The sequence below is a fragment of the Ruegeria sp. HKCCD7221 genome (assembly GCF_013031225.1).
In the GTDB taxonomy this organism is placed as follows: Bacteria; Pseudomonadota; Alphaproteobacteria; order Rhodobacterales; family Rhodobacteraceae; genus Ruegeria.
On record NZ_WPZE01000002.1, the window covers coordinates 265,861 to 282,208 of the forward strand.

General features: G+C 60.5%; 12 protein-coding genes. 8 read left to right on the top strand and 4 right to left on the bottom strand.

Annotation, left to right across the window (positions count from 1 at the left end; translation table 11 throughout):
• Positions 1-22: 22 nt before the first annotated feature.
• Positions 23-2,941: an error-prone DNA polymerase gene (locus tag GOX73_RS06935; RefSeq protein ID WP_171124064.1), complete on the bottom strand. Its 2,919-nt coding sequence runs from the start codon at positions 2,939-2,941 to the stop codon at positions 23-25.
• Positions 2,942-3,138: 197 nt separating this feature from the next.
• Here GOX73_RS06935 and GOX73_RS06940 point away from each other — a divergent pair, with 197 nt between their 5' ends.
• From GOX73_RS06940 to polA, 3 genes are all read left to right on the top strand, one after another.
• The gene (locus tag GOX73_RS06940; protein ID WP_171123113.1) at positions 3,139-3,315 is read left to right on the top strand and encodes a zinc-finger domain-containing protein; all 177 of its coding nucleotides are present in this window, start codon (positions 3,139-3,141) and stop codon (positions 3,313-3,315) included.
• Positions 3,316-3,397: 82 nt separating this feature from the next.
• Positions 3,398-3,868, top strand: coding sequence for a hypothetical protein (locus tag GOX73_RS06945; RefSeq protein ID WP_171124065.1), 471 nt, complete (start codon positions 3,398-3,400; stop codon positions 3,866-3,868).
• Between the two features lie 69 nt (positions 3,869-3,937).
• On the top strand, positions 3,938-6,733 hold the full coding sequence (gene polA / locus GOX73_RS06950; protein ID WP_171124066.1) for a DNA polymerase I: 2,796 nt from the start codon (positions 3,938-3,940) through the stop codon (positions 6,731-6,733).
• Between the two features lie 51 nt (positions 6,734-6,784).
• Here polA and GOX73_RS06955 read toward each other — a convergent pair whose 3' ends face one another.
• On the bottom strand, positions 6,785-7,015 hold the full coding sequence (locus GOX73_RS06955; protein WP_171124067.1) for a DUF2798 domain-containing protein: 231 nt from the start codon (positions 7,013-7,015) through the stop codon (positions 6,785-6,787).
• A gap of 62 nt (positions 7,016-7,077) precedes the next feature.
• Positions 7,078-7,833, bottom strand: coding sequence for a hydroxypyruvate isomerase family protein (locus GOX73_RS06960; RefSeq protein ID WP_171124068.1), 756 nt, complete (start codon positions 7,831-7,833; stop codon positions 7,078-7,080).
• A 179-nt stretch (positions 7,834-8,012) separates the two neighbouring features.
• Here GOX73_RS06960 and GOX73_RS06965 point away from each other — a divergent pair, with 179 nt between their 5' ends.
• Positions 8,013-8,948, top strand: a complete 936-nt coding sequence (locus tag GOX73_RS06965; RefSeq protein WP_171124069.1) for a DMT family transporter — start codon at positions 8,013-8,015, stop codon at positions 8,946-8,948.
• Here GOX73_RS06965 and GOX73_RS06970 read toward each other — a convergent pair.
• Positions 8,945-9,523 carry a DUF1285 domain-containing protein gene (locus GOX73_RS06970; protein ID WP_171124071.1) on the bottom strand — a complete coding sequence of 193 codons (579 nt, stop codon included), beginning with the start codon at positions 9,521-9,523 and terminating at the stop codon, positions 8,945-8,947. The two genes, GOX73_RS06965 and GOX73_RS06970, sit on opposite strands and share 4 nt — an antisense overlap.
• A gap of 64 nt (positions 9,524-9,587) precedes the next feature.
• Here GOX73_RS06970 and GOX73_RS06975 point away from each other — a divergent pair, with 64 nt between their 5' ends.
• From GOX73_RS06975 to GOX73_RS06990, 4 genes are read left to right on the top strand one after another with little or no spacing between them, the layout of a single operon-like run.
• Complete coding sequence (locus GOX73_RS06975; protein WP_171124072.1) at positions 9,588-10,595, top strand: MoxR family ATPase; 1,008 nt, start codon at positions 9,588-9,590, stop codon at positions 10,593-10,595.
• Positions 10,592-11,467, top strand: a complete 876-nt coding sequence (locus GOX73_RS06980) for a DUF58 domain-containing protein (RefSeq protein ID WP_171124074.1) — start codon at positions 10,592-10,594, stop codon at positions 11,465-11,467. Before GOX73_RS06975 ends, GOX73_RS06980 begins: the two co-directional genes overlap by 4 nt.
• Positions 11,464-14,226 (top strand): DUF4159 domain-containing protein, encoded by a 2,763-nt coding sequence (locus GOX73_RS06985; protein WP_171134834.1) that lies wholly within the window; start codon positions 11,464-11,466, stop codon positions 14,224-14,226. Before GOX73_RS06980 ends, GOX73_RS06985 begins: the two co-directional genes overlap by 4 nt.
• Positions 14,223-16,265, top strand: coding sequence for a hypothetical protein (locus tag GOX73_RS06990; protein ID WP_171124078.1), 2,043 nt, complete (start codon positions 14,223-14,225; stop codon positions 16,263-16,265). The genes GOX73_RS06985 and GOX73_RS06990 overlap by 4 nt, the downstream gene beginning before the upstream one ends.
• Positions 16,266-16,348 lie beyond the last annotated feature (83 nt).

The window sequence follows — 16,348 nt, forward strand, 5'->3', positions numbered from 1 at the left end:
CGGGACATATCCGGGGCGCAGGTCAGGCAACAGGTGTGGTTTTGTCGCGCGGCTCTGGCGTCAGCAGATGCCGGATCAGGGCCACCGGATGCGCCTTCAGGCTGAGGCGGGTGGCCACGTAATCCTCGACCACCTGTTCGCCCAGCGTCATCTGCGGCAGATAGGCCTCGGGTTCATCCAATGCCTCGCCCTCCAGATCTTGTGAAAACAGCGGCAGGGGCTTCGCGGTCGCAATCGCCTTGGCCTGCCACAACGCCTCGCGCCGCGTCAGGTCACAGGCGGCAAAGGCGTCGGCTTCGGCCAGTCGCTCGATCACCGACGGGCCCAGCCCCGCACGCCGCCAGACGTCATCAACCTGATGGTAGCCATTGCCCCGCGCGGCAGTCAGCCAGCTGGCGTCTTCCTCGCTCAGGCCCTTGATCTGGCGGAACCCCAGCCGCAGGGCCAGCCCACCATGGCCGTCGGGTTCCATCACATTGTCCCAGAAGCTGGCATTGATGCAGACCGGCCGCACCTGCACCCCGTGTTCGCGGGCATCCCGCACGATCTGGGCAGGGGCATAAAAGCCCATTGGCTGCGAGTTCAGCAGTGCGCAGGCGAAGATGCCCGGATGGTGGCATTTGATCCAGGCTGAGGCATAGACCAACAGCGCAAAACTGGCCGCGTGGCTTTCTGGGAAGCCGTAAGAGCCGAAGCCCTCGATCTGTGAAAAACACCGCTCGGCGAAATCCTGTTCGTAACCGTTGCGCTTCATCCCGCGCAGGAAAAGCGCGCGGAATTCGCTGACATTGCCGTGCTTCTTGAAGGTCGCCAGCGATCGGCGCAGCCGGTCGGCCTGTTCCGGGGTAAAGCCCGCGCCGACGATGGCGATCTGCATCGCCTGTTCCTGAAACAGCGGCACGCCCAGTGTTTTACCCAACACCTCACCCAATGCGTCCGAGGGGAAGCTGACCTCTTCTTCTCCGTTCCGGCGGCGGATATAGGGGTGGACCATGTCGCCCTGAATCGGGCCGGGGCGGATGATGGCGACCTCGATCACCAGATCATAGAAAGTGCGGGGCCGCATCCGGGGCAGGAAGTTCATCTGAGCACGTGATTCCACCTGAAACACCCCCACCGAGTCCGCTTTGCACAGCATATCGTAGACCTCGGGATCCTCGGGCGGCAGGGTGGCAAGGGTATAGCCGGTCTGGTGGTGCTGTGTGATCAGATCGAATGCCTTACGGATACAGGTCAGCATCCCAAGGCTGAGGACATCGACCTTCAGAATACCCAGACTGTCGATATCGTCCTTGTCCCAACAGATGACTGTGCGGTCCTCCATCGTGGCGTTTTCGATGGGGACAAGCTCGTCCAGACGTCCTTCGGTGATGATGAAACCACCCACATGTTGCGAGAGATGCCGGGGGAAGCCGTCGATCTCATAGACCAGCATTAGAGTCTGCTTTAGGCGGCGATCCTCGGGATCAAGGCCGATCTCGCGCATCCGTTCGGCCTCAAGCCCCTTGGCTGAGAAGAACCCCCATAGCTGCGAGGACAGGGCCGAGATCGTGTCTTCGGTCAGGCCCATGGCGCGCCCGACCTCGCGGATCGCACGCTTGCCGCGATAATGGATCACGGTGGCGCATAGCCCTGCGCGGTGGCGGCCATAGCGGTCATAGATGTGCTGGATCACCTCTTCGCGGCGTTCATGTTCGAAATCGACGTCGATATCGGGCGGTTCATCGCGCGCCTCGGACACGAAGCGCTCGAACACCATCGTACCCATCTCGGGGCTGACCTCGGTGATGCCGAGACAGAAGCAGACCACCGAATTGGCCGCAGATCCGCGTCCCTGACACAGGATATCGCGCGAGCGGGCGAAATGAACGATGTCGCGAACGGTCAGGAAGTAGGGCTCATATTTCAGCTTGCCGATCAGGGTCAGCTCGTGCGCCAGCATCTTTTTGGCTTTTTCCGAGGCCCCAGCCGGATAACGCCATTTCAACCCTTCATGCGCCAGACGGTGCAGGCGCTGGGTCGGGGTTTCCTGATCGCTGCCCTCGCTGGGGTATTCATAGCGCAGTTCATCAAGCGAAAAGGTGAGGTCTTCGCTGAGCGCATGGGCGCGGGTGATGGCGCCTTCATGATTCTTGAAGATACGTAACATCTCGGCCTCGGACCGCAGGCGCTGTTCGCCATTGGCCAGCGCGTCGCGGCCCAAATCATCGACCTTGCGGCGCAGGCGGATGGCGGTCAGCACATCGGCCAGCTTGCGACGGGCCCCGTGGTGCATCATCGGCGCGGCACTGGCGATTGTGGGGATGCCAAGTTGCTTTGATTCAGTCTCTAATAAAGAGAAATACGCACTGTCTGCACCGTCATACCGGGGATGCATCAACAGATGCATCCGCCTGCCAAAGCGGCGCGTCAACCGTTGTGCCTGTGTCCGCCAAGGGTTCGCGCCGCCCTGTGACGGGGTCGGTTGTGGCCAGAGCAGCAGGTGGAGACCGTCAGAGAATTCCATCAGGTCGGACAGGTGCAGGATACAGTCGCCTTTCTCGGCCCGCAGACGGCCCGCAGACAGGATACGGCACAGGTTGCCCCAACCCTGCCGGTTCAGCGGCAGGGCGGTGACGGTGGGCGCGTCGGTGAAGATCAGCCGTGCCGCAGGGATTAGGCGCGGCACCGCGCGGATCAGATATGAGGGTGGTTTGGGGATATGATCGGGGCAGGTTGGGCCTATGGGCGTGTTCTGCCCTTCCCATTCCACACGTTCGCGCACCTTTCGGGCGATCTCGCGCGCTTGGGTATGGGCGCGTACGATCCCGGCCACCGAGTTGTCATCGGCAATCGCAATGGCAGGCAGGCCCAGCATCACGGCGCGCTCCATGTATTCCTCGGGGTGGGATGCCCCGGTGAGAAAGGTGAAGTTCGACGTGATCGACAATTCGGCATACATGGCGATTCCATATTATATTCACGTTTTGTTCTTTTTCGAGTCCTTTGCGCAGGAAGCGGGTCGCTTGGCTTTGCCAGGTCACAGTTGATCCTGATTGCCGCATCTCACACGCGGCACTTGCCCCCGGTTTGCGCATCGCTCATAAACGCAGTCACACATGCCCCGCGAGGCCGACAACCGAAGAAGGATCGCCAGCCGTGACCATCGAAGCGCCGGAAACCAAGATCGTGGAAACCACCCGAGTTGCCTGTGACGGCGGCGAAGGCGCGTTGGGCCATCCGCGCGTGTGGCTGCAAATCCCCGAGGATACCGGTTGGGTCGAATGCCCCTATTGCGATTGCAAATATGTCCTGAAGGGCACAGATCAGGGCTGATCGCCCTTCCAAAGAATGAACGCCAAAATCTCGCCGCGTTTTTTGTGCTAAGGCTCGACCGGAACCAGCCCGGGTGAGAGTGATGACTGACCTTCACGCTACTGACACAGCAAATCCTGTTTTTGGTTGGACAGGGTTTAGCCTTGCGTCGATTGCGCTGTTTGCAGCGCTATTTGTGTTCTGGGCAGGACCGTTCGCGCCGCAGCAATCCACCGGGGTTTCTTTGGGGGAATTGGCGGCCGAGATCGGTAAATCCACGCTGCGCGCCGCGGCCGGGCTTGAGCAGCCCGAACCGGTGGCGCAGGCCCGTGATCTGGACGATTTCCTGCGTATCGGGGTCGCCATGTTGGGCGGGCTGGCAATTGTGTTGTCCGTTGTTGGTATCCTGCGCCACGAAAAGAGACGCCCGGCTATTGCAGGCGTTGTCATCGGTGTGGGCGCGATCCTGTTTCAGTTCTTTGCCTTTGCATTTTTTGCCTTCCTCGGTGTGCTGGTTATCATGGCGCTGCTGAACAGTTTCTCGGACGTTTTCAGCGGTCTGTTTGGTGGATAAGCCGCGTTCCTGACTGGTCACGCGCGCGGCCCTGTGGCAGAACCATCCTGACCGACAGGGAGAGCGCGCATGAGCAATTTCGGAAAAGGATGTCACCTGCATCTGATCGATGGATCGGCCTTTATTTTCAGGGCCTATCACGCTCTACCCCCGCTGACGCGCAAATCCGATGGGCTGCCGATCGGCGCCGTTTCGGGGTTCTGCAACATGCTGCAGAAATATGTCGAAGGAAACGCGGGACCGGATGCGCCGACCCATGTGGCGGTGATTTTCGACAAGGGCTCGCACACGTTCCGCAACGACCTCTATGACCTCTACAAGGCCAACCGCGAGGCCATGCCTGAGGACCTGCGTCCGCAGATGCCTCTGACCCGTGAAGCCACTCGCGCCTTCAACATCGCCTGCAAGGAGTTGGAGGGGTATGAGGCCGACGACATCATCGCCACGCTGGCCGTTCAGGCGCGTGACGCGGGTGGGCGCGTGACGATTGTCAGTTCCGACAAGGATTTAATGCAGTTGGTTGGCGGCGGCGTGGAAATGCTGGACGCGATGAAGAATAAACGCATCGACCGTGATGGTGTATTCGAGAAATTCGGCGTCGGACCCGAACGGGTGGTCGATGTGCAGGCGCTGGCCGGAGACAGCGTGGATAACGTGCCGGGCGCTCCGGGCATTGGAGTCAAGACCGCCGCCTTGCTGATCAACGAATATGGCGATCTGGAAACGCTGCTGGACCGCGCAGAAGAGATCAAGCAGCCCAAACGCCGCCAGACCCTGATCGAAAAGCGCGACCAGATCGAGCTGTCGAAAAAGCTGGTGCAGTTGGACGAAAACACCCCGCTGGATTTCACGCTGGACGATCTTGAGGTGCGGGACCCCGAGCCAGACACGCTGCTGGGTTTTCTGGCGGATATGGAGTTCCGCACCCTTACCAAACGCATTGCAGACAAGCTGGGGGCCGAGGCCCCGGTGATCGCCGATGCCCCCGCGCCCGAGGTTGTATCTGAGGCCGAGGATATCTCCTTTGACGCCGCGAAATACGAGTGCGTTCGGGATGCAGCAGCGCTGCAGGCGTGGATCGACCGCATCTATGAATCCGGTTGGGTAGCCGTCGATACCGAGACCACCGGATTGAACGAAATGATCGCCGATCTGGTGGGCATTTCGCTGTGCGTTGAGGCGGGCTCGGCCTGTTACATCCCGCTAACCCACCGCGACGGAGCCGCTGATGATCTTTTCGGCTCAGACGCACTGGCCGAGGGGCAGATGCCGTTAAATGAGGCTCTAATACTGCTGAAACCTATGCTTCAGGATCCGTCGATCCTGAAGATTGGACAGAACATGAAGTATGACGCCAAGATATTCGCGCGCTATGGTGTGGACGTGGCACCGATCGACGATACGATGCTGATGTCTTATGCGATGCATGGCGGCAAACATGGGCACGGTATGGATACGCTGTCCGAGCGTTACCTGAACCACACGCCGATTCCGATCAAACCGCTGCTGGGGTCCGGCAAATCGGCCATCACCTTCGACAAGGTGCCGGTTGATGAGGCCACCGCTTACGCCGCCGAGGATGCGGATATCACGCTGCGCTTGTGGAAGCTGTTCAAGCCGCAACTGCATCAGGTGCAAGTGACGACAGTTTATGAAACGCTGGAGCGTCCTCTTGTGCCGGTTCTCAAAGAAATGGAGATGCACGGTATCAAGGTGGATCGCGATGTGCTGTCCCGCATGTCCAACACCTTCGCGCAGAAAATGGCTGGGTTAGAGGCTGATATTCACGAGTTGGCCGGTGAGAACTTCAACGTCGGCTCGCCCGCGCAACTGGGCGAGATTCTCTTCGACAAGATGGGGCTTGAGGGTGGCAAGAAGGGTAAGACCGGGAAGTATTCGACCGGGGCGGACATCCTCGAAGACCTCGCCACCGAGCATGAACTGCCCCGCCGGGTGCTGGATTGGCGGCAGTTGTCCAAGCTGAAATCGACCTATACGGATGCGCTGCAAACCCATATCAACCCCGATACGGGCCGGGTACATACGTCTTATTCAATCACGGGGGCGAATACGGGCCGTTTGGCCTCGACCGATCCGAACCTGCAAAATATTCCGGTGCGCACCGAAGAAGGCCGCCGCATTCGTGAAGCGTTTATCGCCGAGCCGGGCAATGTGATGGTCAGCCTCGACTATAGCCAGATCGAGCTGCGGATTCTGGCCCATATCGCCGATATCCCGGCGTTGAAACAGGCGTTCTCGGATGGGTTGGACATTCACGCCATGACCGCCTCCGAGATGTTCGATGTGCCATTGGACGAGATGACGCCGGATATTCGTCGTCAGGCCAAGGCAATCAACTTTGGTGTGATCTACGGGATTTCAGGCTTTGGTCTGGCGCGCAACCTGCGCATTCCACGGGCCGAGGCGCAGGGCTTTATCGACCGCTATTTCGAACGTTTTCCGGGGATCAGAACCTATATGGACGACACTGTCGCCTTTGCCAAAGAGCATGGCTATGTCCAGACACTGTTTGGCCGCAAGATCCATACGCCCGAGATCAATGCCAAGGGGCCTCATGCCGGGTTCTCGCGCCGGGCGGCGATCAATGCGCCGATTCAGGGCACGGCGGCGGATGTGATCCGGCGCGCGATGGTGCGGATGCCGGATGCGATCAACGGGCTACCCGCCAAGATGCTGTTACAGGTGCATGACGAATTGCTGTTCGAAGTGGCCGAGGATGCGGTGGATCAGGTGATCGGCGTCGCGCGCGACGTGATGGAAGGCGCATCGGACCCGGCGGTGAAACTGGACGTCAAGCTGAGTGTCGATGCCGGGCAGGGGGCGAACTGGGCCGAGGCACACTGAGGCGCACCGGCGCGCTTCTCATCAGGTCCGACGGACCCTCTTCGCAGCGGGTCAGTCCTGCGGCCTGACCAGGCGATTGACCAACCGTTGCACGGCAGGTCCGAGAATCAGGATGACCGAGAACGCGATCGGCCAGCAAAAGGCCCAGGACGCCATCCAGTCGCCCGCCGTGTTTGGCCCCAACCCAATCGCCTTGACCGTAGCGATGCCTGTGACGATGCAGGACATCAGGCCCGACATGATCAGGCTGAACAGAGCGCGGGTAAAGCGGGCAGGGATCATTGACTAAATCCTATTGGTCTCGACCCATGTCATCTGCGGGATTTTTTAGAAAAATGCCAGAGCTAGGCGCGCATCCACTTCAAGCTGTTGATCGTTTGCGGTGTTGAGGGCACGTATTCGGCGCTGACCCACCCTGTATATCCCGCCTCATCCATTGCGGTGAACAGGGCAGGAAAATCGGTTGGCCCGCGCCCGGGTTCTGATCGGTCTGGTGCCGCGCCAACTTGAGCGTGGACCACGTTGGCATTGAACCTGCTCCACACGTCCAGTGCATCGCCGTGAATCATATGGGCGTGAAAGCTGTCGAATTGCAGGCCGATATTGGGGCGGTCTACGCGGTTCAAAACATCAGCAGCCAGATCGTAGTCGTTCAGGAAATAGTCAGGCTGTGAAACCGGGTTCAGCGGCTCAATCGTGAACTGTTGCTGGGGTGCGAAATCGGCAGCCCATTTCAGGTTCTTTACGAAACAGTCCAGCGCGTCCGGCCCCGAGGCATAACCCGACATTACGTGGATCAGCCCCGGTTTAAGAACATCGGCGTAACGCATCACGCGACGAATATCCGATTGGTACCGCGCTTCGCCGCCGGGGATTGCTGCATAGCCCGGCTGTCCGCCCGTGTAATTCGGTGGCGGCGCGTTGATCAGGACAAGGTCCAACCCATTGGACAGCAAGGCCCGCCGCGTTTCCTTGGCGGCCAGATCATAGGGAAACAAAATCTCAACGGCTTGAAACCCGGCTTCTGCTGCCGCCTGAAACCGGTCGAGATAGGGAAGTTCTGCAAAGAGCAGCGAGATATTGGCGGCAAATTTGGGCATTGGCAGGTCCGGGTTTTTGGTGACCGGACCTTAGCTGTCGGGTGATTTCAGGGAAAGGGACTGAAAACGACAGATTGTCGAAAATCGGCCAGATCGCCCGGGGCAATTCAGAGACATTCGGGACAATACGGCGAATCATTTTCGGTCGCCGTTCCAACAAAAGGTCTGACACCATGGCAATGAGCCCTGACCCCGTACGCGGGAACAGTCTTTCTGTGTCTGCCGGGCGCAGTTCTGCCTTGCCCGGCAATGGCTTGGCGGTGGCAAGCATGCTGACATGGGCAGCCGGGTTTCCGGCGGCCGAGGTGCTGTTGCAAAGCTGGCCCCCCGTCGCGCTTTTGGTGGCGCGACTGGCGATTGCGGTGTTGGTGATGGTGCCGATCTGGGTGTTGTTTGACGGGCCGACCCGCGTACTGCGCGCCCGTTGGGGACATGCGATGCTGGTCGGTGGAACGCTGGGCGCTGGGATGTTCCTGATCATTCTGGCACAAAAGCTGACCGACCCGGTGACCGTGGCCATCATCGCCTCGTGCGCGCCCTTGTTTGCGACTCTGTTGGAGCTGGCGACGGGTACGCGACGTTTGCGGTGGAATTTTGCCATCGGAGTCATAGTGTCGACCATCGGTGGGTTAATCGCAACCAGCGCGGTGGCCCCCGCTCAACTAGGGCTTGGCGCAGGGTGTGCCATTGTGTCGACGGGGTTGTTCTGCTGGGCCAGCATGGCAACCGCGCGGGATTTTCCAGAACTCAGCCAGACCGGGCGCAGTACCATTACATTCGTGGGCGGGTTGGTCGTGGCCTTCTTTCTGTTCTTCACGGCAGGGCAGTTGGGTATGGATGTCATCCCAACGGCTCCGGTTGATATGCAGCAAGCGGGAATGCTGGTGATCTATGCGCTGATCTCGATGGGGCTGAGTCAGGTGTTCTTTATCGCCTCGGTCGGGAAAATCGGCGTGGCGCTGGCGTCGTTCCACATCAACATCGCGCCGTTTTACGTGATGTTGATCATGCTTGTGCTGGGGGACGAGTGGAACTGGACTCGCGCGCTGGGCGCGGGGATCGTGGCTGTGGCCGTGGTGCTGGCGCAAGATCGTCGGGTGGTGCGCCGGGCTTAGTCCGGCAAGTCCTCGGACCGGATCAGGGGGAAAAACTGTCCATCTGACCAAACGCCGAACCAATCATCATTGTGTTCGGCAATGTCGACCAGCCGGTAGAAACTTTTGCGGTCGATCCGCGCTTCGAGGTTGGCACGCACCAATATGTAGGGCGCGGGTTCATCTGTTTCAGGGTCGATAACAATGCGGATCGGGTGATCTGGCCCTGCGATGGCGGTATCGCCGACATGTGTCGTGAAAGTCAGCACCTGCGCCGCGCCGGTGCCCGTCGCATCGAAATCGACCGCGACGAAGGGCGCGTCCTCGATGGTGATTCCCACCTTTTCGACCGGGGTGACAAGATAATATTTCCCCTCTTCTTTCTTAAGAATTGAGGAAAATAACTTCACAAGCTCGAACCGGTTGATCGGTGACCCTAGATAAGACCAAGAGCCATCTTTGGCGATATGGATGTCCAGATCGCCACAAAACGGAGGATTCCACAGGTGAACCGGGGGCAAGCCCTTGGTTTTGGCGGCTTTGACTGATGCCGCAATGCCATCAGGAGAGGGTGTCACAGGTTTTTGTCCGCTCATTACTTTTGCCATTTCCTTTTCGCGCGATACACTTCAACCATATTAGTCCACGGAAGGGAAAGTCATGACCGAACCTGCCGACCTCGTGTCCGAGATCGAAGCGCTGGAAACCAAACTGCAAGAGGCCAAGTCCTCGATCACCCGCCGCTTTATCGGACAGGAACGGGTCGTGGAACTGACCCTGACCGCGCTGCTGTGCGGCGGGCATGCGTTGCTGATCGGTCTGCCCGGTCTGGGCAAGACGCGACTGGTTGAAACGCTGTCGACCGTGATGGGCTTGCACGGCAACCGCATCCAATTCACGCCGGACCTGATGCCTGCCGATATTCTGGGGTCCGAGGTTCTGGATACCGCCGAAGATGGCAGCCGCCATTTCCGGTTCATTTCTGGCCCGATCTTTTGCCAGTTGCTGATGGCAGATGAGATCAACCGCGCCAGCCCTCGGACCCAATCGGCGCTGCTGCAGGCGATGCAGGAACGCACGGTGACGGTAGCGGGCGAAGATCGTTCTCTTGGAACACCGTTTCACGTGCTCGCAACGCAGAACCCCATTGAGCAAGAGGGCACCTATCCGCTGCCCGAGGCGCAGTTGGACCGCTTCCTTGTCCAGATCGACGTGGAATACCCTGATCGCCAAACCGAGCGTGACATTCTGCTGGCCACCACGGGCGTTGAAGAAGATGACGCGCATGAGATTTTCACCAAAGAAGAGCTGCTGGCCGCTCAGGTTCTGTTGCGGCGCATGCCCGTCGGAGATTCGGTGGTTGAGCTGATCCTCGATCTGGTTCGTGCCTTCCGCCCGGATGAGGCGGGTGTGTCTGAGCGTGTTGCCGAAACCGTTGCATGGGGGCCGGGTCCACGTGCGGCGCAGGCGTTGATGATGACAGTGCGCGCGCGCGCAATGCTGCAAGGGCGGTTGGCCCCGAATGCCGAAGACGTCTTGGATATGGCCCGCCCAGTCCTCAGCCACCGGATGGCGTTGAACTTTGCGGCGCGTGCACGCGGGGACAGCCTAGCTGAGCTGATCGAAAGCACTGCTGCCGGCTTGATCCGCACCGAGGCTGCGGCGTGAATGCCGCGCTGACCCTTCGTGAAAGATCCGAGGCCGAGGCGTCCCGGCTGCCGCCCCTGTTGGCGTGGGCCGAACATCTGGCGGGAACCGTCCTGCTGGGTGATCACGGACGGAGGCGGTCCGGTCTGGGTGATGATTTCTGGCAGTACCGACCGGCGCAGATCGGAGATAGTCGTCGGATGATCGACCACCGGCGGTCTGCGCGGGGGGATCAGCAATTCGTGCGTGAACGCGAGTGGCAGATCGCGCAATCGGTGATGCTCTGGGTCGATCAGGGCGCGTCGATGCGGTTTGCGTCCGACAAATCCCTGCACACCAAAGCGGACCGGGCGCGCCTGCTTGGTCTGTCAACGGCGATCCTGCTGGTGCGCGGCGGGGAACGTGTCGGACTGACCGGAACAACCCTTCCGCCCCGGCGCGGCAACGCGCAAATCGTGCGGCTGGCGCAGGCTTGGTCCGAAGATGCCGCAGCCGATTACGCCCCGCCCGAACATAGGGCCATGATCCCACATGCGCGTGCCGTCTTCATTTCCGATTTCCTCGGGCCGATGGATGAGGTCGAACTGGCCCTGACCAAAGCCGCCGACCGGGGCGTGCGCGGTGTCCTGTTGCAGGTTCTGGACCCAACCGAGGAAAGCTTTCCCTATCGCGGGCGGACCATATTTGAAAGCGTTGGCGGCACAGCGCGACACGAAACCCTCAAGGCCGGAGAGTTGCGGGACCGCTATCTAGAGCGTCTCGCCAGTCGCAAGGACGCGCTGACGCAACTGTGTCGCGCGACCGGATGGCAGCTTGGTCTGCACCACACGGGTGACAGCGCGCAAGCGGCTCTGTTGTGGCTCTATCGTGCGCTGGACGGGGGAACGGCATGACGGTTCTGGCTGGCATTGGATTTACCGCACCGTGGGTGTTGCTGGGTCTTTTGACCCTTCCGATCCTGTGGCTGATCCTGCGCGCCGTGCCACCAGCGCCGATCCGCAGACTGTTTCCGGCGGTCACACTACTGCTTGGGTTGAAGGATGAAGAAAGCGTTTCGGACCGCACCCCGTGGTGGTTGCTGCTTTTGCGCATGCTGGCAGCGGCGGCGATTATCATCGGGTTGGCTGGCCCGGTTCTGAACCCGTCCCGAGAGCAAGCCGGATCAGGGCCATTGATGTTGGTGCTGGACGGAAGCTGGGCGGGCGCATCCCGTTGGTCTTCGACGCTGGACCAGATCGACGCGCAACTGACCGAGGCCGGGCGTGCCGGGCGCACGGTCGCGATCCTTAACCTGACGGTTCCCGAAGTCCCTGTCTTTCAGGCCGCCGAGGCGTGGAGCGGTCGATTGCCTGGGCTGGCTCCGATGCCATGGCAGCCTACGCTGCCGCAGATTGAACAGGCTTTGGCCGCGCTGGATGAGGTTGAAGGTGGATTTGAAACGCATTGGTTCAGTGACCGTCTGGCATATGATCGCAGCGAAACGATCCTTGCGGCTTTGCAGGCGCGCGGGGGTGTCACTGTGTATCAGTCGCCATCCTCGGTTGTTGGACTATTGCCGGCTGGCTATCAGGATGGCGTCATTCAATTGACCGCGCAACGGGCCGAGGCGGGCCCGGCTGAACGCATCACGGTTCTGGCGCAGGGCCGCGACCCGGCCGGGGTGATGCGGGTTCTTCAATCTGCCGAGGTGGAATTTGCAGGTGGCGAAACGCAGGCCCAGATAGAACTGGCCCTGCCGTCAGAACTGCGCGCGCGGATCACGCGGTTTGAAATTCAAGGTGAACGGTCTGCGGGGGCTGTGACACTGACCGATGACAGCCTGCGGCGGCGCGAAGTTGCCCTGATCGCCGGGACGCGGAACCGCGAAGGTTTGGAGTTGCTGTCACCGTTGCATTACCTGACGCAGGTTTTGATCCCGACGGCGGATTTTGTTGATGGCGGATTGCTGGACGTACTGCCGGCCAACCCGGATGTGATCGTTCTGGCCGATGTCGCCAAACTGTCCGGGGGCGAACAATCGGCACTGGTTGAATGGGTCGAAGAGGGTGGCTTGTTGTTGCGCTTTGCCGGACCGCGTATGGCTGCCAGTGATCTGGGCCGTGATGAGGAAGATATCCTGCTGCCTGTCCGCCTGCGCAGCGGCGGACGATCCGTTGGTGGCGCGATGAGCTGGGGTGAGGCCAAGGGGCTTGCACCGTTCCCCGAAAGCTCACCGTTTTATGGGCTTAAGGTCCCCGGAGATGTATCTGTGACCACGCAGGTCATGGCGCAACCAGACCCTAATCTGGCGGATCGCGTGATTGCATCTTTGTCGGACGGCACGCCATTGGTGACCCGCAAGGCGCTTGGGCTGGGTCAGGTCGTGCTGTTCCACGTGACGGCTGATGCAGAATGGTCCAGCCTTCCCCTGTCGGGCCTATTTGTCGAAATGCTGGATCGGCTGGCCGTCGCCTCGGCCGCCAAGTCTCGGCAGGAGTCCCAGTTGCAGGGCACCACGTGGGAGCCAATTCAGGTGATGGATGGGTTTGGCACCTTGTCTGATGCCGGCAATCTGTCGGGCGTTGATGGCGTCGATCTTGTGTCGGGTGCAATTGGCGCAGATCTGCGTCCGGGGCTTTACGAAAGCGGCAAGCAAAAGCTGGCGCTGAATGTTCTGACCAGCGACACGATGCTTAGCCCTGCGGTCTGGCCGCCGGATGTGCCTATCAAGGGGCAGGAAATTAGCACGGAAACGCCCATCGGAGGTATCCTGCTCAGCCTTGCGCTGCTGTTGCTGACGGTGGATGTCATTGCGTCTTTGGCGCTGTCAGGACGGTTGGGTCTGGCCAAGGCCGCGGCCACTGCGATCGGAGTTTTGCTGTTTGTGCCCCAAGCAGACGCGCAGACGCCCGCGGATACCGATTTTGCGCTGAACGCCACCAAGGAATTGGTGCTGGCGCATGTTTTGACAGGCGACGCGCAGGTCGATGACATTGCAGGTGCCGGAATGCGGGGTCTTGCACAAACCCTATTCTATCGCACGTCTGTCGAACCGGCCGAGCCGATCGGCGTTGATCTGGAACGGGATGAGCTGGCCTTTTTCCCTTTGCTCTACTGGCCCATAACCCCCCAACAACCGCAACCGTCTGCCGAAGCCTACGCCAAGCTCAACGCTTACCTTCGCTCGGGTGGGATGATCCTGTTTGATACGCGGGATTCGGATGTGGCGCGGTTTGGCGCCTCCAGCCCCAATGGACGCAAATTGCAGCAGTTGGCTGCGCCTTTGAATATTCCTTCGTTAGAGCCTGTCCCGCGTGACCACGTGCTGACGCGCGCGTTCTATCTGCTGCAGGATTTTCCGGGGCGCTACGCCGGAACCGAGGTCTGGGTCGAGGCCGCGCCACTGGATGCCGAACAGATCGAGGGGATGCCGTTCCGCAACCTCAACGATAATGTGACGCCAGTGGTGATCGGCGGCAACGACTGGGCCGGAGCGTGGGCCGTTGACCGCAACGGACAGGCCCTGTTGCCCGTTGGACGCGGCTATGCAGGTGAGCGTCAGCGAGAGCTGGCCAATCGCTTTGGTGTCAATTTGGTGATGCATGTCCTGACCGGGAACTACAAATCGGATCAGGTGCATGTGCCTGCCTTGCTGGACAGGTTGGGACAATGACAGGAACCGTTATCTTTGATCCCCTGATCCCGTGGCCTGTTTTGGCCACCGTTGCTGCGGTAGCCCTTGCCGGGGTGGTTCTGGCCCTTTGGCAGGGTCTGTCCGGTTGGGCCCTGCGCGGTTTGGCGGCCCTTGTCGTGATCGGTGCGTTGGCTGGCCCGGTCTACCAGATCGAGGATCGCGCGCCCCTGACGGACATCGTGTTGATGATCGAGGATGAAAGCGCCAGTCAGACCCTCTCGGACCGCGCCGAGCAGACCGCGCTGGCAGCCGAAGAACTGGCGGCCGAGATCGAGACGCGCGACAATACCGAGTTGCGCCGGATCAAAGTCGGTGATGGTGACGGCGACGAAGGTACGCAGGTCATGGCTGCGCTGAACGAGGCGTTGGCCGAGGAACCGCGCGCGCGGATCGCCGGAATTCTCGTGGTATCCGACGGGATTGTGCACGATGCAGATCAGGCACCCGACCTGCCAGCGCCGATGCATTTGCTGCAAACCGGGCACGCCACCGACTGGGACCGCCGCTTGATTGTGCGAAATGCCCCCGCCTTTGCCATTATCGGTGAGCCGGTTACCCTGACCCTGCGTGTAGAAGATAGCGGTGCAGCCCCTACTGGCGCGACCAACGCGCCGCTTGAAATCTCGGTCGACGGTGCCGAGCCCCAACAATTCTCGATTCCCATCGGTGTCGACGTGGAATTGCCCGTCAGCCTGCCCCATGGCGGGCGTAATGTCATTCAATTCACGGTGCCCGAAGCCGAAGGTGAATTGACAGACCGAAACAACACGGCGCTGATCCAGATGAACGGTGTTCGCGATCGTTTGCGCGTGCTGCTGGTATCGGGCGAGCCGCATCCGGGCGGGCGGACATGGCGCAACCTGCTGAAATCCGACAGCTCAGTCGATCTGGTGCATTTCACGATCCTGCGGCCACCTGAGAAACAGGACGGCGTTCCGGTGGATGAGTTGTCGCTGATCGCGTTCCCAACTCGAGAGCTGTTTCTGGAAAAGATCAACGATTTCGATCTGATCATCTTTGACCGTTACAAGCGGCGCGGCATTTTGCCTGCGATCTATCTGGACAACGTCAACAACTATATCAACGACGGCGGTGCCGTCCTGATCGCGGCCGGGCCTGACTTTGCCAGCGCGGACAGTATTTTCCGCTCACCTTTGGCCCCGATCCTGCCGGCGCAGCCAACCGCACGGGTGATCGAGGAACGCTTTGTCCCGATGGTGACCGATCTGGGGCATCGCCATCCGGTCACGACTGATCTTGGCGATTCCGAACAATGGGGCGCGTGGTTGCGCCAGATCGACGTAAAGCACCGCTCGGGCGAGTTGCTGATGACCGGGATTGAAGACAGGCCGCTTTTGGTTCTTGATCGTGTGGGTGAAGGCCGCGTGGCAATGCTGGCCTCGGATCATGCGTGGCTTTGGAGTCGTGGGTTCGAGGGGGGCGGGCCGCAGCTTGAACTGCTGCGCCGGCTGGCGCATTGGATGATGAAAGAACCCGAGCTTGAGGAAGAAGCGCTGTGGGCCGAAGCCAACGGCCAGATCATGCGGATCATTCGGCAGACCCTTGAGGATGAGGTCGGTCCAGTTACGGTCACGCGCCCGAATGGGGAAACGCTGGACATCACGCTCGACATGATTTCCCCCGGCCGGTTCGAGGCACAGTATTTCGGGCCGGAAATCGGACTTTACCGTTTGCAGGAAGGCGAGTTGTCCGCCGTTATCGGGTTAGGTCCGGCCGCGCCGAAAGAATTTGAGCGCACCATCGCAACCTCGGACGTTCTGGATCCGCTGCTGGCTGAATTGCGCGGTGGGACGATCAAGTTGGAGGATGGCCTGCCCGCGATCCGCAACGTGCGTGCGGGACGACCGGCATCCGGGCGCGGCTGGATTGGCCTGACGCCGCGCGACGCTTATGAAACTCGGGACGTCACGCAGGCCGGTTTGCTGCCGCCGTGGTTGGTGCTGCTTCTGGCGGGCGGCTTCCTGTTGGGCGGTTGGTTGCGCGAGGGGCGTCGTTGACGGCCCGCGCCTGTGATCCGAACTGCGCGGTAAGCGCTTAAACACTTCTTCACGCTCTGGCTGGATGTTGATCTCGGGTTAGT

What these genes read in the sequence shown, in the direction of transcription:
- GOX73_RS06935 (WP_171124064.1), bottom strand. Translation starts at nt 2,941, where the DNA reads ATGTATGCCGAATTGTCGATCACGTCGAACTTCACCTTTCTCACCGGG.
- GOX73_RS06945 (WP_171124065.1), top strand. Translation starts at nt 3,398, where the DNA reads ATGACTGACCTTCACGCTACTGACACAGCAAATCCTGTTTTTGGTTGG.
- polA (WP_171124066.1), top strand. Translation starts at nt 3,938, where the DNA reads ATGAGCAATTTCGGAAAAGGATGTCACCTGCATCTGATCGATGGATCG.
- GOX73_RS06955 (WP_171124067.1), bottom strand. Translation starts at nt 7,015, where the DNA reads ATGATCCCTGCCCGCTTTACCCGCGCTCTGTTCAGCCTGATCATGTCG.
- GOX73_RS06960 (WP_171124068.1), bottom strand. Translation starts at nt 7,833, where the DNA reads ATGCCCAAATTTGCCGCCAATATCTCGCTGCTCTTTGCAGAACTTCCC.
- GOX73_RS06965 (WP_171124069.1), top strand. Translation starts at nt 8,013, where the DNA reads ATGAGCCCTGACCCCGTACGCGGGAACAGTCTTTCTGTGTCTGCCGGG.
- GOX73_RS06970 (WP_171124071.1), bottom strand. Translation starts at nt 9,523, where the DNA reads ATGAGCGGACAAAAACCTGTGACACCCTCTCCTGATGGCATTGCGGCA.
- GOX73_RS06975 (WP_171124072.1), top strand. Translation starts at nt 9,588, where the DNA reads ATGACCGAACCTGCCGACCTCGTGTCCGAGATCGAAGCGCTGGAAACC.
- GOX73_RS06985 (WP_171134834.1), top strand. Translation starts at nt 11,464, where the DNA reads ATGACGGTTCTGGCTGGCATTGGATTTACCGCACCGTGGGTGTTGCTG.
- GOX73_RS06990 (WP_171124078.1), top strand. Translation starts at nt 14,223, where the DNA reads ATGACAGGAACCGTTATCTTTGATCCCCTGATCCCGTGGCCTGTTTTG.